Origin of the sequence: Kitasatospora sp. NPDC127116 (assembly GCF_042677365.1) — a bacterium.
GTDB lineage: Bacteria > Actinomycetota > Actinomycetes > Streptomycetales > Streptomycetaceae > Kitasatospora > Kitasatospora lactacystinica.
Genome location: NZ_JBHXTL010000026.1, coordinates 17436 through 40473, shown reverse-complemented (window position 1 = coordinate 40473; position 23038 = coordinate 17436). Strand labels below are relative to the sequence as shown.

Annotated in this window: 19 protein-coding genes, 1 tRNA gene and 1 pseudogene; 12 read left to right on the top strand and 9 right to left on the bottom strand. The window is 71.9% G+C overall.

Going from position 1 to position 23038, the window contains the following annotated elements:
* The first annotated feature begins 86 nt into the window (after positions 1-86).
* Entirely contained in the window at positions 87-1205 is a 1119-nt protein-coding gene (locus tag ACFVHV_RS13520; RefSeq protein ID WP_359897769.1) for a nucleotide disphospho-sugar-binding domain-containing protein, read from the top strand.
* 326 nt (positions 1206-1531) lie between these two features.
* Here the strand turns inward: ACFVHV_RS13520 and ACFVHV_RS13515 are convergent, their stop codons facing one another.
* Together ACFVHV_RS13515 and ACFVHV_RS13510 are read right to left on the bottom strand one after the other, a co-directional pair.
* On the bottom strand, positions 1532-2131 hold the full coding sequence (locus tag ACFVHV_RS13515) for a cysteine hydrolase family protein (protein WP_380351228.1): 600 nt from the start codon (positions 2129-2131) through the stop codon (positions 1532-1534).
* A complete protein-coding gene (locus ACFVHV_RS13510) occupies positions 2128-3396 on the bottom strand; it encodes an MFS transporter (RefSeq protein WP_359897767.1) in 1269 nt (422 codons plus the stop codon). The genes ACFVHV_RS13515 and ACFVHV_RS13510 overlap by 4 nt, the downstream gene beginning before the upstream one ends.
* 145 nt (positions 3397-3541) lie before the next feature.
* On the opposite strand from ACFVHV_RS13510, the gene ACFVHV_RS13505 reads away from it, so the two are divergent.
* From ACFVHV_RS13505 to ACFVHV_RS13495, 3 genes are all read left to right on the top strand, one after another.
* Positions 3542-4477: a LysR family transcriptional regulator gene (locus ACFVHV_RS13505; protein WP_359897766.1), complete on the top strand. Its 936-nt coding sequence runs from the start codon at positions 3542-3544 to the stop codon at positions 4475-4477.
* Positions 4478-4803: 326 nt separating this feature from the next.
* The gene (locus ACFVHV_RS13500) at positions 4804-6009 is read left to right on the top strand and encodes a GAF domain-containing SpoIIE family protein phosphatase (RefSeq protein ID WP_359897765.1); all 1206 of its coding nucleotides are present in this window, start codon (positions 4804-4806) and stop codon (positions 6007-6009) included.
* A 297-nt stretch (positions 6010-6306) separates the two neighbouring features.
* Complete coding sequence (locus tag ACFVHV_RS13495; protein WP_359897764.1) at positions 6307-6552, top strand: hypothetical protein; 246 nt, start codon at positions 6307-6309, stop codon at positions 6550-6552.
* A 71-nt stretch (positions 6553-6623) separates the two neighbouring features.
* Here the strand turns inward: ACFVHV_RS13495 and ACFVHV_RS13490 are convergent, their stop codons facing one another.
* Positions 6624-7892, bottom strand: coding sequence for a GNAT family N-acetyltransferase (locus tag ACFVHV_RS13490; RefSeq protein ID WP_359897763.1), 1269 nt, complete (start codon positions 7890-7892; stop codon positions 6624-6626).
* Positions 7893-8289: 397 nt separating this feature from the next.
* A tRNA-Gly gene (locus ACFVHV_RS13485) sits at positions 8290-8363 on the bottom strand.
* Positions 8364-8639: 276 nt separating this feature from the next.
* Here ACFVHV_RS13485 and ACFVHV_RS13480 point away from each other — a divergent pair.
* Both ACFVHV_RS13480 and dcd read left to right on the top strand, forming a co-directional pair.
* Complete coding sequence (locus tag ACFVHV_RS13480) at positions 8640-8861, top strand: hypothetical protein (protein WP_380351225.1); 222 nt, start codon at positions 8640-8642, stop codon at positions 8859-8861.
* A gap of 71 nt (positions 8862-8932) precedes the next feature.
* Positions 8933-9508, top strand: coding sequence for a dCTP deaminase (dcd, locus tag ACFVHV_RS13475; protein WP_359897745.1), 576 nt, complete (start codon positions 8933-8935; stop codon positions 9506-9508).
* A gap of 85 nt (positions 9509-9593) precedes the next feature.
* Here the strand turns inward: dcd and ACFVHV_RS13470 are convergent, their stop codons facing one another.
* The 4 genes and pseudogenes from ACFVHV_RS13470 to ACFVHV_RS13455 form a co-directional block, all read right to left on the bottom strand.
* On the bottom strand, positions 9594-10484 hold the full coding sequence (locus ACFVHV_RS13470) for a metal-dependent hydrolase (RefSeq protein ID WP_359897744.1): 891 nt from the start codon (positions 10482-10484) through the stop codon (positions 9594-9596).
* A 190-nt stretch (positions 10485-10674) separates the two neighbouring features.
* The gene (locus ACFVHV_RS13465; protein WP_359897743.1) at positions 10675-11703 is read right to left on the bottom strand and encodes a YIP1 family protein; all 1029 of its coding nucleotides are present in this window, start codon (positions 11701-11703) and stop codon (positions 10675-10677) included.
* A gap of 258 nt (positions 11704-11961) precedes the next feature.
* Positions 11962-13026: pseudogene (locus ACFVHV_RS13460) on the bottom strand (sugar phosphate nucleotidyltransferase); the annotation flags it as partial.
* 340 nt (positions 13027-13366) lie between these two features.
* Positions 13367-15592, bottom strand: a complete 2226-nt coding sequence (locus ACFVHV_RS13455; RefSeq protein ID WP_359897742.1) for a heterodisulfide reductase-related iron-sulfur binding cluster — start codon at positions 15590-15592, stop codon at positions 13367-13369.
* Positions 15593-15915: 323 nt separating this feature from the next.
* On the opposite strand from ACFVHV_RS13455, the gene dnaK reads away from it, so the two are divergent.
* From dnaK to ACFVHV_RS13430, 5 genes are all read left to right on the top strand, one after another.
* The gene (gene dnaK / locus ACFVHV_RS13450; protein ID WP_359897741.1) at positions 15916-17757 is read left to right on the top strand and encodes a molecular chaperone DnaK; all 1842 of its coding nucleotides are present in this window, start codon (positions 15916-15918) and stop codon (positions 17755-17757) included.
* Positions 17754-18374 carry a nucleotide exchange factor GrpE gene (grpE, locus tag ACFVHV_RS13445; protein WP_359897740.1) on the top strand — a complete coding sequence of 207 codons (621 nt, stop codon included), beginning with the start codon at positions 17754-17756 and terminating at the stop codon, positions 18372-18374. The genes dnaK and grpE overlap by 4 nt, the downstream gene beginning before the upstream one ends.
* A gap of 146 nt (positions 18375-18520) precedes the next feature.
* Entirely contained in the window at positions 18521-19687 is a 1167-nt protein-coding gene (gene dnaJ / locus ACFVHV_RS13440) for a molecular chaperone DnaJ (RefSeq protein ID WP_359897739.1), read from the top strand.
* Positions 19688-19694: 7 nt separating this feature from the next.
* Positions 19695-20225, top strand: a complete 531-nt coding sequence (locus ACFVHV_RS13435; RefSeq protein ID WP_359897738.1) for a heat shock protein transcriptional repressor HspR — start codon at positions 19695-19697, stop codon at positions 20223-20225.
* A gap of 177 nt (positions 20226-20402) precedes the next feature.
* Positions 20403-21392, top strand: a complete 990-nt coding sequence (locus tag ACFVHV_RS13430) for a helix-turn-helix domain-containing protein (protein ID WP_359897737.1) — start codon at positions 20403-20405, stop codon at positions 21390-21392.
* 85 nt (positions 21393-21477) lie between these two features.
* Here ACFVHV_RS13430 and ACFVHV_RS13425 read toward each other — a convergent pair whose 3' ends face one another.
* Positions 21478-21636 (bottom strand): hypothetical protein, encoded by a 159-nt coding sequence (locus ACFVHV_RS13425; RefSeq protein ID WP_380351221.1) that lies wholly within the window; start codon positions 21634-21636, stop codon positions 21478-21480.
* A gap of 334 nt (positions 21637-21970) precedes the next feature.
* On the opposite strand from ACFVHV_RS13425, the gene ACFVHV_RS13420 reads away from it, so the two are divergent.
* On the top strand, positions 21971-22588 hold the full coding sequence (locus tag ACFVHV_RS13420) for a hypothetical protein (protein ID WP_143204511.1): 618 nt from the start codon (positions 21971-21973) through the stop codon (positions 22586-22588).
* The last annotated feature ends 450 nt before the right edge of the window (positions 22589-23038 follow it).

Genomic DNA, 23038 nt, shown 5'->3' with positions numbered 1-23038 from the left:
CGCGCATGGTGATCCTAATCAAATTGACTGAACGTCAACTTCAAAGGTGAGACTGCCTTGTCAGCAACATCCGCAAGGAGACCACCATGCGCATACTCTTCACCGGCCCCACCGCGGCCGGTCACCTCTACCCGATGGTGCCCACCGCCCAGGCGCTGCGCGCCGTCGGGCACGAGGTCCTGTTCGCCGTCGGACAGCCGGTCGAGCTGATCCGCTCCGCGGGCTTCCCCATCGTCCAGATCGGCGACGGCCGGGGCCTGCGGGAGATCATCGAGGAGGCTCTCGGCGGCAAGGTCGAGTACGTCAACCAGAACAGGACCCAGGACGAGATCCTCGACATGGCGGCCGCGATGTTCGCGCGAGCCTCCCGTCCCGACGTGGACGGTCTGCTGGCGGCCGCCACCGACTGGGGCGCCGACCTGATCGTCCACGACTCCTTCGCGGCCGCCGCCCCGCTGGTCGCCGCCCAGCTCAAGATCCCGTCGGTGGTGCAGAACTTCGGTGCCAGCCCCGGCGGTCCCATGACCGAGCTGGTGGCCTCGCACGTGTCCGACCTGTACGAGGAGCGCGGCCTGACCGGCCCGGGCATCGCCGCGGTGCTCAACGTCGGCCCGCTCGGCGGCGACCCGGACGGCCTGCCGATGCGCTACGTCCCGTACAACGGCGGCGGCATCGTCCCGGCCGAGTTCCTCCGCAAGGCCGACCGCCCGCGGGCGGTCGTCACCCTGGGTACCGTGCTCGCCGAACTCGACGGCGTCCGCGCGGTGGTCCGCCTGGTCGAGGCGGCGGCCGAGGTCGACGCCGACTTCCTGCTCGCGGTCGGCAGCGCCGACCTCGCCCCGCTCGGCACCCTGCCCGCCAACGTCCGCGGCCTGCCCTGGGTCCCGCTCAACGAACTGCTCGGCCGCGCCGACGCGCTGATCCACCACGGCGGCTCGGGCACCATGCTGACCGCCCTCCAGGCGGGCCTGCCCCAGCTGCTGCTCCCCCAGGGCGCGGACCACTTCCTCAACGCCGACGCCATCACCGCCACCGGCGCCGCCCTGAGCTCCACCTCCGACGCCGTCGACACCCCGCTGCTCACCCGCATCCTCACCGACGCCGCGCTGCGCGACGCCGCCCACCGCCTGCAGGCCGACAACGCCGCCCTGCCCACCCCGGCCACCCTGGTCCCCAGCCTGGAGGGCCTCGCCGCCCGCCGCTGATCCACTGATCCACTGCCGGCTCCGGCCCACCCGGACGCCGCACGACAGCCGCGGGCCGACCGGCCTGCGGCCGTCTGCGGCCGTCTGTCGGTCGGCGTCGGCGGGCGTCCGTCGGCGGGCGTCCGTCGGCGGGACCGGGTCGCGCCGGGGCTCGACGCCCACCCGCGCCGGCCGGCTCCGCCCACCGGTTACCAGCTGGAGGCGCCCCGGAACCAGATCGATCCCGGCCACTTCGACGCTCTGCCGCCCCGCGAACACCGCACGCCGCACGCCGCACTCCGCACCGGGTCGGCGCGGCGGCCGGGGGCGGGACGGGTTCGGGCCCGTCAGTCGCCCCGGAGCAGGGCGCGCAGCCCGGCGGTGTCGACGACGTCGGCCCGGGAGGGGAGGACCCGGCGGAGCAGGACCTGGTGGACCTCCGGATCCGGGTCGGCGACGCCGTCGGACAGGACGAGGAGCCGGTAGTCGCGGTCGGCCGCGTCGAGGACGGTGGACAGGACGGCGCCGCCGGTACCGAGGCCGCAGACGACCAGCGTGGTGATGCCGCGCTCGCGCAGCCGCCGGTCGAGGTCAGTGGTGGACAGGGCCCCGTAGCGGGTCTTGCGCACGAGGATGTCGCCGTCCCCGGGCGCCAGGTGCTCGTGGACGGCGGCGGCGGGGTCCTCGTGGTGCATGGCGCGGTGCCGGGCCAGCGGGGCGAAGGTGGTGTTGGCGGCCGGGACGGCGTCCCAGTCGGCCTCGGTGAAGCCGACGCGTACGTGGGCGATGGTGCCGCCCTCGGCGCGGACGTCGGCGATCGCCCCGGCCACCCGGCCGAGCAGGGCCTCGCGGTCCCCGTCCCCGGGCAGCGCGGCCAGGATCGCGGGCTGGCAGTCCAGGACGAGGAGGGCGGTGTGCGCGGGGTCGAGTGCCCGGTCGGTGCTCATGCGGGTGTCCTCCGTACGGATGGTGCGGCCGGCGGGGTGCCCGGTACGGCGTCCGGCCGCGTCCGGTCGGGTCGGGGAAGCAGGAAGGGGGTGGCGAGGATGAGCAGTCCCGCGACCGTGAGGGCGGTGCGCGGGCCGGTGGCGTCGGCGAGCAGTCCGCCGAGCGCGGTGCAGACGGCGATGGACGCCTGCTGGCCGATCGACCAGGCCGACAGGGTGCGGGCGACGAGGTGCTTGGGCGTGCGTTCGAGCCGGTAGGTGGCGAGCACCGGGTTGAACAGGCTCATGTTGATGATGATCGCCAGCTCGACGGCCATCACGGTGACGAGCCCGATCACGCCGGGGCGGACGAAGGCCAGGCCGATCAGCCAGACGGCCCGCAGGGTGCCGACGACCCGGAAGACCCGGTCCCGCCCGTGGCGCTCCACGACCCGCCGGGCCAGCCGGGAGCCGATCAGCCCGCCGAGGCAGGGGGCGGCGAAGGCGAGGCCGTACTCCCAAGGGGCGAAGTGGAGTTGGCGCAGGAGGAGGACGGCGAGCACCGGCTCGGTGGCCATGATCAGACCGGCGACGAGCATGTTGTTGAGGTAGAGCGCCCGCAGACCGGGGTCGCCCAGGATGTGTCGCCAGCCGTCGAGCACCGCGCCGGCCCGGAGCGGCTTCCCGCCGGCCCGGACGGGCGGCTCCTCCCGGTCGCGGATCGCGGTGATGCCCAGCGCGGAGAGCAGGTAGCTGAGCGCGTCGGCCACCACGGTGGTGACCGGCCCGAACCAGCCGATCGCCGCCCCGCCGAGCGGCGGCCCGATCGCGATGGAACTCCAATTCGTCGACTCGAAGCGTGCGTTGGCCACGAGCAGGTCCTCCGGCCGGACGAGCGCCTTGAGGTAGGCCCCACTGGCCGCGCCGAACGCGATCTTGGCCGCGGCGATCACGATCGAGACCACGAGCAACTGGACGAAGCCGAGCCACCCGAAGGCGTAGGCCACCGGGATCGTCGCCATGGCCGCGAACCGGATCAGGTCCGTCGCGATCATGACCGGCCGCTTGCGCCGGAACTCCACCCACGGCGCGAGCGGCACCGCGACCAGCGCACCCACCGCGGGCCCCACCGCGGACAGCGCGGACACCTCGGCGGGCCCGGCGTGCAGCACCAGGACGGCGATCAGCGGCAGTGCCCCGAACCCCAGTCCGGACCCGTACGCGCTCGCCGCGTACGCCGCCCACAGCCATCCGAACCGCCGGCCCAGCCGTTTCCCGCCCGTCATGCGCGGTGCGCTCCCCTCGACGTCCCGACCCCGGCCGAACAAACCGGGGTTGACCGGTGAGAGCCAATCGGTCGCCACTGCGGCAGGTCAAACAACCGATTCACCCACTCCGCACAACCCCCGGTTGTTCCCTAAGGTGGGTTGCGTGGACCTCGAAGCAGTGCGCACCTTCGCCGCCATCGCGGAGGCCGGCCAGTTCCAGAAGGCCGCCGTCGACCTGTCCGTCACCCAGCAGGCCGTCTCCAAGCGCGTCGCCGCACTGGAGCGCGACCTCGGCGTGCGGCTGTTCACCCGCACCCCGCGCGGCGCCGAACCGACCATCGACGGGCAGGCGTTCCTGCCTCACGCCCGCGAGCTGCTGCGGGTCGCCGAGCGGGCGGTCGCGTCCGTGCGCGCCGGCCGCCGCCCGCTGCGGGTCGACGTGATCAACTCACGCGGCGCGGTCTCGGGCCTGATGCGCGGCTTCCACCGCAGCCACCCCGACATCGACCTCGACGTGCTGATGCTGTTCGACATCGACACCGCCGTCGCCGCCATCCGCTCCGGCACGATCGACGCGTCCTTCCGCGCCGTCGCCGCGCCCGGCAGGCCCCTGCCCGAGGACATCGAGTCCGTCCGGGTGCTCGACGAACCGCTCCAACTCCTCACCGGCCCCGACCACGCCCTCGCGGACGCCGGGTCCGTGACCGTCGCCGAACTGGTCGGCCACCGGATCTGGATGCCCGGCATCGCCCCCGGCACCGAGTGGGGCGCCTACTACGCCGACCTGGTCGCCGAGTTCGGCCTCACCATCGAGGCCACCGGCCCCAACTTCGGCTCCGACGTGCTCCTCGACACCATCGCCGACACCCCGGCCCTGGCCACCTTCATGAGCGAGCGGACCCGTCTCGTCTGGCCCGCCGGCCACGGCCTGCGCCGCATCCCGGTGACCGACCCGACGCCCGTCTACCCCCACTCCCTCCTCTGGCACCGCGACAACCCCCACCCGGCGCTGCCCACGCTCCGCGCCCACCTCGCGGCCGCCCCCGCGGACCCCGCCGCCCCGGACACCTGGACCCCCGCCTGGGCCCTCCCCCACTGACCTCCCCGAACCACCCCGGCCCGAACCGGCCCGAACCGGCCGGTCCGGACAACGCGGAAGGGACGGAGCCGGACCGACCGAAACAGCGGCCGCGGCGGGGGCCGTGCTCCGCCCCGCCCGGGATCCCCGCCGGCGGCCACCCGTGAGGGGGACGTGGCCGGAGGGCGCGATGCACCGCCGTCGGGCGTAATGGAAGGACCCGCCCCGGCGGACTGCACCGGGGTGCCGGGGTCGATCGAGCCGGTGTCGAGTGCCCGCGCGGGAGCAGAACGGCGGCGCGAGCGGGGCGGCGGCGGGCAGGGATGAGCGGTGAACAGCGATGAGCGATGAGCGGTGAGCAGCGGTCCGGCGCGGCGCGACCGGACCGGCCGGAGGGGCACGGCGAACGCCTGCTGGGCACGCTGCTCGATCAGACCCATGAGCTGCCGCCCCAGCTGATCGCCCCGCTGGTCGCCGCCGCGGTGCGCGGGCTCGGCGGCCGCGACCCGGCGCTCCTGCTGCAGGACTACGGCCAGCTGGTGCTGGCGCCGTTGCCGGGGCGGGGGTTGGCCGCCGGGGAGCCGGTGCCGATCGACGGCTCCCCCGCGGGCGCGGCCTTCCTGCGCGGTGTCGCCGTCGAGGAGCCGCGGCCCGACGGGGTGCGGCTGTACCTGCCGTTGCTGGACGGCGGCGACGAGGTGGGGGTTCTGGCCCTCACCCTGGACGCGGTCGACGAGGGCGACCGGCCGCTGCTGCGGCGCCTCGCCGCCCTGGTCGCCGATCTGCTGGTCACCAAGAGCGGCTACACCGACCGGATCTTCCAGGCCCGGCGCCTCGAACCGATGAGCGTGGCCGCGGAGATCCAGTGGTCGCTGCTGCCACCGCTGTCGCTGTCCGTTCCGCAGGTCGCCGTGGCCGGGATCCTCGAACCGGCCTACCAGGTGGCCGGGGACAGCTTCGACTACGCGCTCAACGACGGCCTCCTGCACGTCGCCACGATCGACGCGATGGGCCACGGGCTGGACGCCGCGACCATGGCGACCGTGGCCATCGGCGCGTACCGGCACGCCAGGCGCGCCGACATCGGACTCGCCGAGATCTACGCGTTCATGGACCGGGCCATTGCCGAGCAGTTCGGGCCGGACCACTTCGTCACCGCGCAGATGATGCGCCTGGACACCGGGACCGGCCACCTGCAGTGGGTCAACGCCGGCCATCCCCAACCGCTGCTGATCCGCGACCACGTCGTCGTCGAGCGGCTGGAGAGCGAGACCACCCTGCCGGTCGGCTTCGGCGGTGAGGAGCCGGTGATCAGCGAGCGGGTGCTGCGGCACGGTGACCGGGTGCTGTGCTTCACCGACGGCCTGGTCGAGGAGCGCGAGGCCGGCGGGGAGCAGTTCGGGGAGGAACAGCTCATCGACTGGGTCAACCGCGTCGAGCGCTCGCAGGACGGGGTGCGGGCCGTGGTGCGCGCGCTCTCCCACGTCCTGAAGGAGAAGCGCGGCGGGCGGACGAGCGACGACGCGACCCTGTTCCTGATCGAGTGGCGCTGAGCGGGCCGCCCCTCACCACGGCTCTCGTGACCGGCCGGGCCGGGCCGGTGCGGGCGGAGTACCGTGGGGATGTCGTCCGCGGACGGGTGGCGAACCGTGTCGGACGAAGCGACCGGTCCCCGGTCGGCGACGACACGGTGAGACCGGCGGGAAGCGACTCGGCCCGGCAGGTCCTTCGTCGCCACCGGCATCGGCTCCGAGCCACCGCCATCGGCTCCGAGCCACCGGGCGGGGCCTCCTGCGGGGCGGCCTCGTGGGCCGGGCTCCTCGGACAGACAGGAAAGGCGGGACGGGGAGATGTCCGTCTACGTGAAGCTCTCGGCCGACGCCCGGGTGCCGGCGGAGCCGTCGAAGGGGCCGCTGGACATGCAGTACGAGGACGGTGCGGACGGCGTCACCTTCGAGTACGACCTGCATCCCAGTGGTGCGCTGCGCGTCCTGCGGGTCTTCGAGGACACGCCCTACCGGATCGAGGTCTGCTTCGGCCCCGGGGCGTGGCTCCAGGTCATGGGCAGCTACCTGCGAAAAGGCGCCGAGTACTGACGGCGGTCCGCGCCGGCCCCCGCTCCGGGTACGCCCCGGTGTCGGACGCTCCGCGGGTACGGGGCGGCCCCTCAGACGCGCCCGTAGCGGACCGCCTGGTCGGCGAATTCCCGGGCCATCTCCTCGGAAACGGTCGGACGGGTGCGGTGGATGGCGTCCAGATAGTCCTGGGTGCCGGGTTGGGTCCGCTCCCCCGTGTCGAGCGTGCGCTCGAACGTGCTCTGGGCGACCGCCATGGCGACCTGCCGGATGTCGGCGGGAGTGAAGCCCTCGCTGGCTTCCGCGAGCACCGCCGTGTCCGCGGCGGTGCCCGTTTTCGCCGTGTAGCCGGCCCACAGCGCGTCGCGGGCCGCGGCGTCGGGTGGCCCGACCGGCAGGACGTAGTCGAACCGGCCGTGGCGCAGGAACGCCGGGTCCAGCGCGGCCACCGAGTTGGTGGCGCAGACGAGGAGCCGGCCGTCGCGGTCACGGAACCGCACGATCGACTTGAGGAGTTCGTTGACCACGCCGACCGAAGCGGGGGCGGCGAGGCTGCGTGTCCCGGCCACCTCTTCGACCTCGTCGATGAAGAGCAGCACATGGTCGAGCTGCACCACCTCCTCGAAGCGGCGGCTGAGTCCGGTGGCCAGCCCGTCCTCGGAGACGAGCCTGGAGGGGAAGATCTCGATGAACGGCCAGCCGAGCCGGCCGGCCACGGCCTTGGCGAACGTGCTCTTGCCCGTGCCCGGCGGGCCGAACAGCACGACCGCGCGCGGCGGTTCCACTCCGTGGGCGTCCGCCAGCTCGGGGTTCGCCAGGGGCAGCACCAGTCGCCGTTCGATGAGCCGCTTCTCGTCGGCCATGCCCGTGAGCCGCTCCCAGAGACGGGCTTCGGGCATGACCGCGCCCAGCATCGCCAGGACCGTCGCGCCCTGGGCACTGACGGCCTCCGACTTCTCGAAGTACGTGAGCCCCCGGTGGGGTTGGAATCCGGAGTTGACCAGTGCGGTGGCGCCGGTCTCCTCATCGGGCAGCAACGCCGCGACGATCCTGGCGCCGGCGTCCCGCAGACGGTGCTCCAGCGCGGACAGCAGGGCGGTGCCGATGCCCAGGTTCCGCCAGGCGGGGTGCAGGGCGATGCGCAGCACCCATGCCCGGTCCCCGTCCACCCGGCCCACCGCCGCGCCCACCAGATGGCCGTCCGCGACCACGACGACGCTCGGATTCCGTGCCTGCAGCGCGGCGACCACGTCCGAGAGACGGAAGACGGCGGCGCGATCCGTGGTGGCGCTCTCGGCGTCGAGCCGGACCATCGCTTCGAGGTCGTCCGGAGTGAAGTCCCGGACATGCCATACAGCCATTCGCCGCTCTCGCATACGCCGCTCTCGAACGTCGCGCGCCCCTGGACTTCCATCATCGGCCGACTCCGGCCCGGTCGCTCGCCAGGGCGGACGGCCACGGCCGGTGCGCGCACCCAGCACCCCGAGACGCCCCGAGCCGCATCCGGACCCTTGACCGCCCGGACACGCTCGCCCCGGAACGCTCCGTCGATCGCCACGGTGCTCACCCGGATGGATGGTGAACGTCAACTCCCGCGCATGGCACATGCGTTCGCAGCCATGCAGCCGACTCCCCGCGGCCTCCGGGGCGGGCGCAACAGGGCCGGACCGGTCCGGAGCGGTCCGGATCGGTCCGGAGCGGTCCGGAGCGGTCCGGACAACGCGAAAGCCCCAGGTCGTTGACCTGGGGCTTTACCGCTGGAGCGGGCGACGAGAATCGAACTCGCGCTCTAAGCTTGGGAAGCTCATGTTCTACCATTAAACTACGCCCGCCTGATGAGCCGTCAGAGACCGCTCGATCCAGTGTCACTGTACCCCATCTGCGACGGTGGTTGCACAGGGGGTCGGTGAACGTGGCGGAGCACGGTGGGGCGGGTGCGGAGGCGTACTGTTTGGGCCGCGTGCGAGTGCCCCGGTGAGTGGGGGCCGGGGCGGCGAGCCATGGTGAGGAATGTCCGGAACATCCCTTCGTGTGACGCTGTCCCGGGGCTCGGCCGCCGGGGCACGTGAGTACGGGTGAGTACTGGGTTAGGGATGGGAAGGGGATCGATGGAGCAGCGCGCCGTCGTTCGTTGTGCCGAGGGGCACCTGTTCAGCACCACCACGTTCCCGATGCAGAACCTCGGTCCGGGCCGGATCGGCCCCGGGCGGTTGATCCGATGTCCGCAGTGCGGACGGCTGCGGAGTTCGGTGCTGGCCGACGTGCGGGAGCTGTCGGAGCCGCAACTGGCGCGGGCGATGCGGCTGGAGGCCGCGGAGTTCCTGGCCTGAGGGCCGGCGGAAGGGCGGACGGGCCCCGGGCGGATTCGTCCGGGGCCCTTTCTTGCACGTAACCTCGAAGCGTGCTGCTCTCTGACAAGGACATCCGGACCGAAATCGACCGGGGCCGGGTCGTCGTCGACCCGTTCGACCCGTCGATGATCCAGCCGTCGAGTATCGACGTGCGCCTCGACCGCTTCTTCCGCGTGTTCGAGAACCACAAGTACCCGCACATCGACCCCTCGGAGGAGCAGCCGGACCTGACCCGGCTGGTCGAGCCGGAGGGCGACGAGGCGTTCATCCTGCACCCCGGCGAGTTCGTGCTGGCCTCGACGTACGAGGTCATCACGCTGCCCGACGACGTCGCGTCCCGGCTGGAGGGCAAGTCGAGCCTGGGCCGGCTGGGCCTGCTCACCCACTCCACGGCCGGCTTCATCGACCCCGGCTTCAGCGGCCACGTGACGCTGGAGCTGTCGAACGTCGCGACGCTGCCGATCAAGCTGTACCCGGGCATGAAGATCGGGCAGCTGTGCCTGTTCCGGCTCTCCTCGCCCTCGGAGCACCCGTACGGCTCGGAGCGCTACGGCTCGCGCTACCAGGGCCAGCGCGGCCCGACGCCGTCGCGCTCGTACCTGAACTTCCACCACACCGAGGTCTGAGCCGAAGGGCTCCGCAGAGCGCACGCACGACGGGCGGCCACCCCCTTCCGAGGTCGGAAGGAGGGGTGGCCGCCCGCGGCGTTCCTCAGGCCCGCTTCGGGCTGGTGACGGCGACCAGCTCGGTGCCGTCCTCGGACAGCCGCAGTTCGGTGCGCAGCTCGGCCAGCTCGCCGAGGTGGTGCAGGTGGGTGCCGCCGCAGAAGATCTGCGCGCCGCCCTCGGGCAGCTCGCAGTGCCACTGGCGGCGGGCGGTCAGCTCGGGGCCGGGCACCTCGATGCGGACCGGGGCGTCCGCGGCGACCCAGGCGGCCAGCCGGGCGTTGACGGCCTCGGTGAGGGCCGGCAGGGCGTCGGCGAGGGCCGGGAACTCCTCGGTGGCGTCCACCGTGAAGCCCTTCTTCTTCAGCGACTTGCCGAGCCGGTAGGTGTCGGTGCTGGCCGCGGTGTCCATCACCGAGCTCGCCATGGCGAGGCTGTCGAAGTCCGGGTGGCCGAAGGCGTCCGAGCGGCCCGGGTCCTTGCGCCAGCGCGGGGCGAGCGCGGCGTTCAGGGCGAGGGCGAGCAGGTGGCAGCCGCTGTGCGAGGCGCTGAGGGCGCCCCGGCGGTCGGCGTCGACGGCGAGCGCGGCGGTGCGGCCGACGATGTCGCCGGGGTCGCCGTCGAGGACGTGCAGGACCAGCCAGGACCACTCCTCGTCACCGCGCCGGACCGGGATGTCGGCGCCGACCAGCAGCTCCCCGCCGTCCGGGCCGACGGCGCCGGTCAGGCAGTCGACGACGGCCAGCCCGGTGCCGTCCACGGTCAGGGTGCCGAGGTCGGCCGGCTGGTCCGGCCAGGTGTGGTCGAGCGGGTGGAACGGGGTCGCCTCGGTGACGACGGCGTACCGGCCGTCGGCCAGCGGGTGCACCGCGAGCACCGGGGACTCGCCGGTCACCGCCCCGGCCGGGAAGCTGACGTGGGTGGTGGGGAGGGTCATTCCTGGCTCCGGTGAAGGTGGGACGACGAGGGTGGGCGGGCCCGGCGCTCGGCCGCGACCCGCCCCCATTCTGCCTTCCGCCCGCCGAAGGGTTCCGCCCACCGAAGGGTTCCGCCCACCGAAGCCCGTCGGAGCCCGCCGGAGCCCGCCGGAGCCGGCCGCCCGCCGAACCCCTCGGCCCGCCGGGCGCTCAGCCCAGCGTCGGCAGCTTGATCAGCACCAGCAGCGCGACCAGCTGTACCGCCGAGGCGGCCGCGGCCTTGCCCCAGGGCAGGTCGTGCAGCCGCCGGACCATGCTGGTCAGCAGGTACGCGCAGAGCATCCAGGTGGCCCAGCCGACGACCTGGACGACGGCGCTGCCGGAGGGCAGCACCAGGTCGAGCAGCAGCCGGGGCGCGTCGGTGAGCCAGCCGATCAGCGCGGCCAGGCCGACGGTCGCCTTCCACGGGCCGTCGCCGCCGAGCTGGCGGGCCAGCGCGTAGGTGACTCCGCCGAAGAGCGCCCCGGTCACGGTGAAGCCGATGGCGGCGGCGAGGATGCCGGTCAGCGCCACGGTGAAGGTCGAGTTGACGATGTCGTCGTGGGTCAGCCCGATGCCGAGCACCGCGAGCGCGCCGTACAGCAGCGAGACGGTGAGGGCGGGCAGCCAGACCTGGTGGTCGCGGGTGCGGTCGAAGATCGCGGTCGGGGCGCGGAACAGGCCGGTGAACAGCTCGCGCCAGTGCGGCCTGGGCCCGGCGACGTGCGGGGCGGACTGGCCGCCGGCCCGGTAGACGGCGACGTTGTCCTGGCCGTACGGCTGCTGGTCGTAGCCCTGGTCGGGGCCGTAGCCCTGGTCGGGGCCGTACCCGGGCTCCGGACCGTACCCGTGGTCGGGGCCGTAGCCCTGGTCCGGGCCGTAGCCCTGCGCGGGCCCGTACGGCGGCTGCTGCGCGTACGGGCCGCCGTCCGCGTACGGGTCGCCGGTCGGGAAGGCCCGGGTGCTGCCGGGCCGGTCCGCCGCGTACGGGTCGTACCCGTCCCCCGCCGGGTGCCCCGGAGCGCCGGGCGGGCCGGCCGGCCCGCCGGGACCGCCGGGCGTCGCCGCGTGCGGGGCCGTGAAGTACTCCGGCCCGTCCGTCCCCCCGTGCCCCCCGGGCACCGACGGCGGCGGAGGGGCCGACCACCCGCCGTGCGGACGGTCGGCGCCCTGACCGCTGTCGTATCGATTACCAGCCACGGTCCGAAGGTACCCGCCCGGCCCGGCCCGCGTCGGCCCCGGACGGAGCCGGGGCCGGTTTGCAGCGAGGCTGAGACGAACGGGGCCGAAAACCCGCCGGAACAACCCCCGGGAGCCCAACAGCCCGGCACCCCGGAGCCCGGCGGCCCGGGAGCCCGGCAGCCCCCGGAGTCGCTACCGCTGCGCGCCGACCGACGGCCCGTGCACCGCCGCGGCCGCGCTGGTGCCGGCCGGGCAGCCGCCCGGCCCGGCCGTGGTGCGGACGGCGCCGACCGGCAGCAGGGTGCCGCAGGCGATCCGGATGCCGTTGGGCAGCTCGTTGTCCGACTCCACGATCGCGCCGTCGCCGATCACCGCGCCGTCCAGCGCCGAGCGGTCGCCGACGGTGGCGAAGGCCCCCACGATCGAGTCCTTGACCAGGGTGTCCGGGCCGATCACCGCGCCCGGCAGGATCACGCTGCCCTCGACGATCGCGCCGGCCTCGACCACCGCGTCCTCGGAGACCACGGTGCCGCCGCTGAGCACCGCGCCCGGGTGGACGGTGGCGCCGGGCAGCAGCAGGGCGTCGCCGGTCGGGCCGGGGACGGCCGGGGAGTCGACCTTGCCGAGCACCAGGTCGGCCGAGCCGCGGACGAAGGCCGCCGGGGTGCCCAGGTCCAGCCAGTACGAGGTGTCGACGACGCCGCGCAGCAGTGCGCCGGTGGCCAGCAGCTCGGGGAAGGTCTCGCGCTCGACGGACACCTCGCGGCCGGCCGGGATGCGGTCGATCACGGACCGGGTGAAGACGTAGCAGCCGGCGTTGATCTGGTCGGTGACGATCTGCTCGGGGGTCTCCGGCTTCTCCAGGAACTCCAGCACCCGCCCGTCCTCGTCGGTCGGGACGAGGCCGAAGGCGCGCGGGTCCTCGACCCGGGTCAGGTGCAGGGTGACGTCGGCCCCGGCGGCCACGTGGCCGTCGCGCAGGGCGGCGATGTCGACACCGGAGAGGATGTCGCCGTTGAAGACCAGGACCGGTTCGTCCGGGCCGCAGGTCAGCCCGGACGCGGCGTTGCGGATGGCCCCGCCGGTGCCCAGCGGCTCGCGCTCGGTCAGGTAGACCAGCTCGATGCCGTACGGGGTGCCGTCCTGGAAGTGGTCCTCGAACACCTCGGCCAGGTACGACGTGGCCAGCACGACGCGGGTGACGCCGGCGGCGGCCGCGCGGGCCAACTGGTGCGCGATGAACGGGACGCCTGCCACCGGCAGCATCGGCTTGGGGGTGTGGGTGGTCAGCGGACGCAGTCGCGTGCCCTTACCACCGACCAGCATGATCGCCTCGGTCATGGTCTGCGCTGTTCCCCTTGTGTCTCTGCGGCCCGGCCCGGCGGGCCGACACCTCGTCGTCGGTCTGGACCCGGCCGTCCGGCCGGCGCGGGTCGCCACCCGTCCGGGGCTTCCGTCCGGAACGGGTCGACCGGCACGAAGCCGGTCCGGGCCTACTGTATTTGCTTCCGACCGAATGCCCGTCCGGCGCCTGTGCGATTGCCGTCACTCCCCGTACGCCCGCCGTACCGGTGCGCGCCGTCGGGCCGCCCAAAAGCCCGGCCCGGCGGGCGCGTTCGGGGCGTCCACCGGGCCGGGCGGTTGTAGCAGAACTGTCGAACAGCGGGCTCCGCGGCGGGCGTTACGCGTCCACCGTCGCGGGCTGCTCCTCGCTCCCGGCCGGCGGGAGGGCCTTGACCGAGTCGAGCAGCAGCTGGGCCACGTCGACCACCTTCAGGTGCTCCTTGGCCGCACCCTCGTTCTTCTTGCCGTTGACCGAGTCGGAGAGCATCACCAGGCAGAACGGGCAGGCGGTGGAGACGATGTCGGGGTTGAGCGACAGCGCCTCGTCCACGCGCTCGGTGTTGATCCGCTTGCCGATGCGCTCCTCCATCCACATCCGGGCACCGCCGGCGCCGCAGCAGAAGCCGCGCTCCTTGTGCCGGTGCATCTCCTGCTGGCGCAGACCGGGGACCTTGTCCATGATCTCGCGCGGCGGGCTGTAGACCTTGTTGTGGCGGCCCAGGTAGCAGGGGTCGTGGTAGGTGATCAGGCCCTCGACCGGGTTGACCGGGATCAGCTTGCCCTCGTCGATGAGGTGCTGGAGCAGCTGGGTGTGGTGGATGACCTCGAAGTGGCCGCCGAGCTGCGGGTACTCGTTGGCGATGGTGTTGAAGCAGTGCGGGCAGGTGGCGACGATCCGCTTGACCGGGGCGTCCTCCAGGGCCGCGTTCAGCGTCTCCACGTTCTGCGCGCCGAGCATCTGGAACAGGAACTCGTTGCCCAGGCGGCGGGCGGAGTCACCGGTGCAGGACTCCTCCTTGCCGAGGATCGCGAACTTCACGCCCGCGGTGTGCAGCAGCTCCGCGAAGGCCTTGGTGGTCTTCTTGGCGCGGTCCTCCAGGGCGCCGGCGCAGCCGACCCAGTAGAGGTACTCGACCTCGGCGGGGTCGATGTCCTCACCGATCACCGGCACCTCGATGCCGGTCTCCTTCTTGAGCTCCTTGACCCAGTCCAGGCGGGCCTTGGTGGCCATGCCCCACGGGTTGCCCTTGTTCTCCAGGTTCTTGAGCATCGTCCCGGCCTCGGTCGGGAACGAGGACTCGATCATCACCTGGTAGCGGCGCATGTCGACGATGTGGTCGATGTGCTCGATGTCCACCGGGCACTGCTCGACGCAGGCGCCGCAGGTGGTGCAGGACCACAGCACGTCCGGGTCGATGACGCCGTTCTCCTCGGCGGTGCCGATCAGCGGGCGCGCGGCCTCGGCCAGGGCGGCCGCCGGGACGTCCTCGAGCTGCTCGGAGGTGGCCTTCTCCTCGCCCTCCATGTCCTTGCCGCCGCCGGCCAGCAGGTACGGCGCCTTGCCGTAGGCGTGCTCGCGCAGGCTCATGATCAGCAGCTTCGGCGAGAGCGGCTTGCCGGTGTTCCAGGCCGGGCACTGCGACTGGCAGCGGCCGCACTCGGTGCAGGTGGAGAAGTCGAGGATGCCCTTCCAGGAGAAGTGCTCGACCTGGGAGACGCCGAAGACGGCGTCCTCGGCCGGGTCCTCGAAGTCGATCGGCTGACCGTCGCTGGTCATCGGACGGAGGGCGCCGAGCGCGGTGCCGCCGTCCTCCTCGCGCTTGAAGTAGATGTTGAAGAAGCCGAGGAAGCGGTGCCAGGCCACGCCCATCGAGGGGTTGAGGCCGATGGTGGTCGCCCACGCGAACGAGATGCAGATCTTCAGCATCGCGAACAGGTAGATCAGGTTCTCCAGCGTGCCGTGCGACAGGCCGCTCAGCGCGGAGACCAGCGGGTACGAGACCAGGTGCTCCGGCCCGTACGAGTCGACGCCGTTGAGGGCGCCCTCCAGGCCGCGCAGCATCAGGATGCACAGGCCGATGCCGAGGATCGTGTACTCGACGTAGAAGGCCTGCCAGGCGATCGAGCCGGCGAACCGGGACTTGCGGCCCGACCGGGACGGCAGGCTCATCAGCCGGATCACGATCAGGACCAGGATGCCCAGGGTGGTCAGGGTGCCGACCAGCTCGACGAAGAGCTGCCAGATCGTCCAGTGGCCGATGATCGGCAGCGCGAAGTCGGCGTCGAAGAGCTGGCCGAAGGCGTTGACGATGGTCAGCACCAGGCTGAAGAAGCCCACCGCGACGAACCAGTGGGCGATCCCGACGATCCCCCAGCGGTTCATCCTGGTGTGGCCGACGAACTCGGTCGCGACGGTCTTCACCCGCTGGGCGGGCTGCCCGAAGCGGGTGGAGTCCGGCGCGCCGGTGCGGACCACCTTGTAGATGTACAACGCCGCACGGGCGGCGAGCGCGGTGCCGATCACGAATGTGACCAGCGAGATGACGATCGCTGCTAGCTGCATCGGCTCTCCGTCTCCTGCGGCTTCGCGGTTGAGCAGGCTCTGCGGTTCCACGTTCTTCGGGAACCGAGTGTACTGGTCGGTAACTTGCCGGGCCGACGGCCCGGACATTACCGGTGGACAACGGTTCTCCAGAAGATTCCCAAGCTATGGCGGCAGTCACGTGGGCGCACCCCCGCCACGGCGCGGCGGGGCACTCCGGCGGCGGGCGCCCACCGATCCGCTCAGCAAAGTTGAGCGAGCCGCACTCATACCTGTTGACGCCGCCCACCGAGTCATGCATCCTTGAGCCCGTAAAGCTCAACTCTTCCGTGGAGGTATCTACGATGGCACGCGCGGTCGGCATCGACCTCGGTACGACGAACTCGGTCGTCAGCGTTCTGGAGGGTGGCGAGCCCACCGTCATCACGAACGCCGAGGGTGCGCGGACCACGCCGTCCGTCGTCGCCTTCGCCAAGAACGGCGAGGTTCTGGTCGGCGAGGTGGCCAAGCGCCAGGCGGTCACCAACGTCGACCGCACCATCCGCTCGGTCAAGCGCCACATGGGCACCGGGTGGAAGATCAACATCGATGGCAAGGACTTCAACCCCCAGCAGATCTCGGCCTTCGTGCTGCAGAAGCTGAAGCGGGACGCCGAGGCGTACCTGGGCGAGACCGTCACCGACGCCGTCATCACCGTCCCGGCGTACTTCAACGACTCCGAGCGCCAGGCCACCAAGGAGGCCGGTGAGATCGCGGGCCTCAACGTCCTGCGCATCGTCAACGAGCCGACCGCGGCCGCCCTCGCGTACGGCCTGGACAAGGACGACCAGACCATCCTGGTCTTCGACCTCGGCGGCGGCACCTTCGACGTCTCCCTGCTGGAGATCGGCGACGGGGTCGTCGAGGTGAAGGCCACCAACGGTGACAACCACCTCGGTGGTGACGACTGGGACCAGCGCGTCGTCGACCACCTGGTCAAGGTCTTCCAGGCCGGCCACGGCGTCGACCTGTCCAAGGACAAGATGGCCCTGCAGCGTCTGCGCGAGGCCTCCGAGAAGGCGAAGATCGAGCTGTCCTCGTCCTCCGAGACCTCGATCAACCTGCCGTACATCACGGCCTCCGCCGAGGGCCCGCTGCACCTGGACGAGAAGCTCACCCGCGCCCAGTTCCAGCAGCTGACCGCGGACCTGCTGGAGCGCTGCAAGGTCCCGTTCCACAACGTCATCAAGGACGCCGGCATCTCGCTCTCCGAGATCGACCACGTCGTCCTCGTCGGCGGCTCGACCCGCATGCCGGCCGTCGCCGAGCTCGTCAAGGAGCTGACCGGCGGCCAGGACGCCAACAAGGGCGTCAACCCGGACGAGGTCGTCGCCATCGGCGCCGCGCTCCAGGCCGGTGTCCTCAAGGGCGAGGTCAAGGACGTCCTGCTGCTCGACGTCACCCCGCTGTCCCTCGGCATCGAGACCAAGGGCGGCATCATGACCAAGCTGATCGAGCGCAACACCACGATCCCGACCAAGCGCTCCGAGATCTTCACCACGGCCGAGGACAACCAGCCGTCCGTGCAGATCCAGGTCTACCAGGGCGAGCGCGAGATCGCCGCGTACAACAAGAAGCTCGGCATGTTCGAGCTGACCGGCCTGCCGCCGGCGCCGCGCGGCCTGCCGCAGATCGAGGTCACCTTCGACATCGACGCCAACGGCATCATGCACGTCGGTGCCAAGGACCTCGGCACCGGCAAGGAGCAGAAGATGACCGTCACCGGCGGCTCCTCGCTGCCGAAGGACGAGGTCGACCGCATGCGCCGCGAGGCCGAGCAGTACGCCGAGGACGACCACAAGCGCCGCGAGGCCGTGGAGACCCGCAACTCCGCCGAGCAGCTCGTCTACTCGACCGAGAAGTTCATCGCCGACAACGCCGACAAGCTGCCGGGCGACGTCAAGACCGAGGTCGAGACCGCCATCGGCGAGCTCAAGGAGGCCCTGAAGGGCGAGGACATCGCGAAGATCCGCGAGGCCTCGGAGAAGGTCTCCACCACCGCGCAGAAGCTCGGCCAGGCGCTGTACGCCAACGCCGACGCCGCTGCCGGTGCCGCCCCCTCCGGTGACTCCGCCCAGGCCAAGGACGACGACGTCGTCGACGCCGAGATCGTGGACGACGAGAAGCCCAAGGGCGGTGCGGCATGACGGACAAGCCGCAGGGCGGTAAGCCCGGCGACGACTCCGCCGCCGAAGAGGCCGTGATCAAGGCTGCCGAGGAGGCCGCCGCGGCCGGCACCGGGGAATCCGGTTCGGACGACCTCGCCACCGCCAAGCGCGAGCTCGCCGAGCGCACCGGTGACCTCCAGCGCCTCCAGGCCGAGTACCAGAACTACCGCAAGCGCGTCGAGCGCGACCGGCTGACCGTCCGCGAGATCGCCGTCTCCAACATCCTGGAGTCGCTGATCCCGGTCCTGGACGACATCGGCCGCGCCCGCGAGCACGGCGAGGTCACGGGCGGCTTCAAGTCCGTCGCCGAGTCGCTGGAGACGGTCGTCGCCAAGCTGGGCCTGCAGCAGTTCGGCAAGGAGGGCGAGCCCTTCGACCCGACCATGCACGAGGCGCTGATGCACAGCTACTCCTCGGACGTCACCGAGGACACCTGCGTGCAGATCCTCCAGCCCGGCTACCGCATCGGCGAGCGGATCATCCGCCCGGCGATGGTGGCCGTCGCGGAGCCCCAGCCCGGCAGCCAGGCGTCCTCCCCGGACGCCGAGCCGAAGTCCGCCGACGCGGACAAGTCCGACGGTGGCTCGGACAGCTGACAACCTGTGACAGCTGACAACCAGTGCGCTGCGGAGTCGTACGCCGGCCAGTACGGCGGCCGGCTCCGCAGCGCTCTGTCAGCAGCCGTTTGCTCACCGGCTGTTGACAGCACAGTGACGATGGACATCGGGAGGTGGCGGAAGCCATGAGTGGCAAGGACTTTGTCGAGAAGGACTACTACAAGGTCCTCGGCGTGCCCAAGGACGCCACCGCCACCGAGATCAAGAAGACCTACCGCAAGCTCGCGCGCGAGTTCCACCCCGACGCCAACAAGGGTGACTCCAAGGCCGAGGAGCGGTTCAAGGACATCTCCGAGGCGTACGACGTCCTCTCCGACGAGAAGCGCCGCAAGGAGTACGACGAGGCCCGCAGCCTCTTCGCCAACGGCGGCTTCCGGGCCGGCGGCGCCCCCGGCGGCAACGGCAGCTACAGCTTCGACTTCGGCGACCTCTTCAGCGGCAGCCAGGGCGGCGCCGGCCAGGCCGGCGGCGGCCTCGGCGACGTGTTCGGCGGCCTCTTCAACCGCGGCGGCACCCGGCAGGCCCAGCCCCGGCGCGGCGCCGACGTCGAGACCGAGGTGACGCTCTCCTTCGAGGAGGCGGTGGACGGCGCGACCGTCCCGCTGCGGATGACCAGCCAGGCCCCCTGCCGGGGCTGCAACGGCACCGGCGCCAAGTCCGGCACCACCCCGCGGGTCTGTCCGACCTGCGTCGGCGCGGGCACCGTCAGCCGCGGCCAGGGCGCCTTCGCCCTCTCCGAGCCGTGCAAGGACTGCCGCGGCCGGGGCATGATCGTCGACGACCCGTGCCCCGACTGCCACGGCAGCGGCCGGGCCAGCTCGGCCCGCACCATGCAGGTCCGGATCCCGGCCGGCGTCCAGGCCGACCAGCGCATCCGGCTCAAGGGCAAGGGCGCCCAGGGCGAGCGCGGCGGGCAGCCCGGCGACCTCTACGTGACCGTGCACGTCGACTCCCACCCGGTCTTCGGCCGCAAGGGCGACAACCTCACCGTCACCGTCCCGGTGGCCTTCCCCGAAGCCGCGCTCGGCGCCACCATCGAGGTGCCCACGCTGAACGGCCCGACCGTGAAGCTCAAGCTGCCCCCGGGCAGCGCCAACGGCCTCACCATGCGCGCCCGCGGCAAGGGCGCCACCCGCAAGGACGGCACCCGCGGCGACCTCCTCGTCACCGTCGAGGTCGTGGTGCCCCAGCACGTCACCGGCGACGCGCTGAACGCCCTTGAGCAGTACCGCGAGGCCACCGCCTCCGACGATCCGCGCGCCGCCCTGTTCCGGGCGGCGAAGGGAGCGTGACGACCAGATGTCCCCGATGAACCCGATCGACCCCGACACCCCGATCGGCCCCGGCCTCGGCGAGGGCCTGCCCGGCGCCGGCCCCCGCCGCACCCGCCGCGCCGCCGCGGCCCCGCCGACGTACGTCCTCACCGAGGACACCCCGGTGTACGTCATCTCCGTGGCCGCCGAACTGTCCGGTCTGCACCCGCAGACCCTGCGTCAGTACGACCGCCTCGGACTGGTCTGCCCCGACCGCACCGCCGGCCGCGGCCGCCGCTACTCCGCCCGCGACATCCAGCAGTTGCGCGAGGTCCAGCGGCTCTCCCAGGACGAGGGCATCAACCTGGCGGGCATCAAGCGGATCATCGAGCTGGAGAACCAGGTCACCGCCCTGCGGTCCCGGGTCGCGGAACTGGTCGACTCCCTGGAGGGCGCCGCCACCGCCCTCCAGCAGCGCGAGGCCGCCGTCCACGCGTCCTACCGGCGCGACCTCGTCCCGTACCAGCCCCCCACCCCGCAGTCCAGCGCCCTCGTCGTCTGGCGCCCCAAGCGCTGACCGAAGCACCCACCGGCCGCCGGCCCCTCCTCTCGGGGGGTGCCGGCGGCTGCCGTGCGGTGAGAGAGTGCGGTCGTATTCCCTCTCCGGGGGACTCACCAGATCTGGCATGCTAAAACTCGTTCAGCACCAGCGCTGATGGGACGCAGGTAGCACGGTAACGGCAAGGAGTCGCGAATGAGTGGACGAGAGCAGCCCCTTGCCGCCGGCTTGACCATCCTCTCGCCAGAAGCACGAGAGCTATATCTCGCCGTCATCCGAGGAGACGGCAAACTGCCGTTGGACTCCGACCTCGACCAGGATGATCCCGCGCGGGGCGAGCTGGTGAGGATCGGCCTTCTCATACCCGACAGTGATGATCCGAATGTTTTCGTGGCCGCCGACCCCGCGCAGCTCTCGACAAGCCTCAGCCATTCGTGGCAACGTCAGGCACTGGAACTCCTGTCACGCGCCGTATCGCTCCCCTCCGAACTGCAGGATCTGGCCCGGGAATTCCACACCCCGAAGCGGTCCGGAGGGTCCATAGAGCATGTTCGGGGGAAGGCGCTCATTCGGCAGCGGCTGGAGCAGTTCAGGGGTTCCGGATTCGAGGAGGCCCTGGCGCTCCAACCTGGCGGCCCCCGGCAGCCGGATCTTCTCGCCGGAATGATCGCATACGATCTGGAGACGCTCCGCAGCGGGACGAAGATGCGGACGATCTACCACGCCAGCACCCGATACCACCAGCCGACCAGGGATTACGTCGCCACACTCGCCCAAGCCGGCGGCCAGTACCGCACGCTTGACGAGCCCTATACGCGGCTCATAGTGATGGATCGGCGCGTGGCAGTGATCCCGATCGACGATGACATGAGCCTCGCGGCCTTCATCTACGACCCTGCCGTCGTCGACTATCTTGCCAATGAGGTCTTCGAGCAGTACTGGAGCCGGGCCCTGGAATTCGAGGGCGACCGCACGGTGCCGCAGCAGGTCGTGTCACGCCTGCGCCAGACGATCATTGACCAGATGCTCGAAGGAACCAATCACCGAGTTATCGCACGACGCCTTGGAATTAGCGAGCGGACACTGGCCAGACATATAGCCGAAATGCGAGACGACTACAAGGTCGACTCGCTATTCCAACTCGGATATGTCCTCGGCCGAAAGGCGCAGGAGACTTCCGACTGACTCGCCCAGCCGGCTTCAGGCGGGTCCGTCAATACTCTGGCACGCGGCCGTGCGGTTACCCGGCCGTGCAGTCACCCGGCCGTACTCACTGCCAGGAGATGTCGTCTGCGACGCTCACGGAGGCATTGACGGCAATCGCGTCGTGCGAGTCGGCAGCGCTCACGAGAGAGCCGGCACCGAGCACGGCGGCGACGGCAACCAATGAAAGCACAACCACGCGGACAAATTGGTGCATATCAGTCACGCCCTCACTTTTCTGGAGAATCGCCACTAGAAGCGTCAAGCAGGATAACGGTCCACATGGTGCCACGCCAGGGGGAGGCTGTCACCTGCTTCCGCATGCGGGGGTGTGCGTCATCTCTCTGCCAGTCATCCAGATGACACAGGCCAACCCTGGACGCGACACGGAGATGCGATGGACGATCAGTTCGCCCTCAATGGTCTCGGCAGGGCGCCACACCTTGCCAATGTACCGTCAAATACTAAACCGTTCAGCAGCGGCATCAGTCCACCGAGCAGACCACATCCAACGCATCGCCGACACTCACTCCCCCGGTCGGCCTTTCCCCGGAGTCGACATGACCGAGCCCTACCTGCGTCACCACGACAGCCAGGCCCCTGAGGGTCGGCGTGCACGTGTGTTCCTGGCCGCCCCGCTGATGCGACTGACCGGGCCGGCCGACAGCGTGGTGACCCTCGCCAGCCGGACGCGGCTGACGACGCTCCGCACCACCCTCCTGCGCAGCGGTGCCGCCGTGTACAGCGCGCACCACAGCGACGCCTGGACCATCTCCGGCCGCGCGCCGGAGCCCCGCGTCCCCTCCGACTTCCGCGCCCTCCAGTCCGCCGACCTCGTGTTCGCCTACGTCGGCGCCCCCCTCTCGGCCGGCGTGAGCCTGGAGCTCGGCTGGGCGTCGGCGCTGCGCAAGCCGATCGTCCTCCTGGTCGACGAGGCCATCACCCACAACCCGCTGATCGCCACCATCGAGCAGGTCGCCCCCGTCCTGCCGCTGGTCTTCGACGACACCTGGTCGCAGGAGGCCCTCAACCACACGGTCGAGACCGCGCTCGACTGGGCGGGCATGGCGCTCTCCCTGCGCGAGGGCTTCTGGACCGCCCCCGGCGAGCAGTTCAACGTCCCCCGGCAGCAGCCCGCCGTCCCCGGCTACTGGCCGACCGGCGCCGCCACCGGCTGAGCGGCGGCTACCCACCGGACTCCCCCGTCCGGGACCCCCGCAGCAGCCGGCCCGACCGGAACAGCGCCTCCGCGTCGCACAGCTCACGCAGCCGGGCGACATGACCGGCCACCGTGCGCTCGCTCAGCCCCATCCGGCCGGCGCTCGCCCGCGGCGGGGGGCCGGGGGGGGGCAGCCCGCCGCCCCCCCGCGGCCGCCGGGCGCACCCCGACCCGCCGGCGGCCGCCCGCTGCGTGAGGCCGCGGGCGAGCAGCCGGCCGACCCGCGTCGACCGCCGGGCGAACCCGGCGGTGGGCGCGACGGAACAGGCCGCCGGGTCGGGCACCGAGCGCCTCGTGCGGGTGGTCCGGGTAGTCCTTGACCAACTGCGAGACCAGGTGCCGGATCTCGGCCGTGCCCCTCAGCCGGCGGACGCCTCCACCCGGCTCGCTCCGCCGCGGCGCCGCGCCA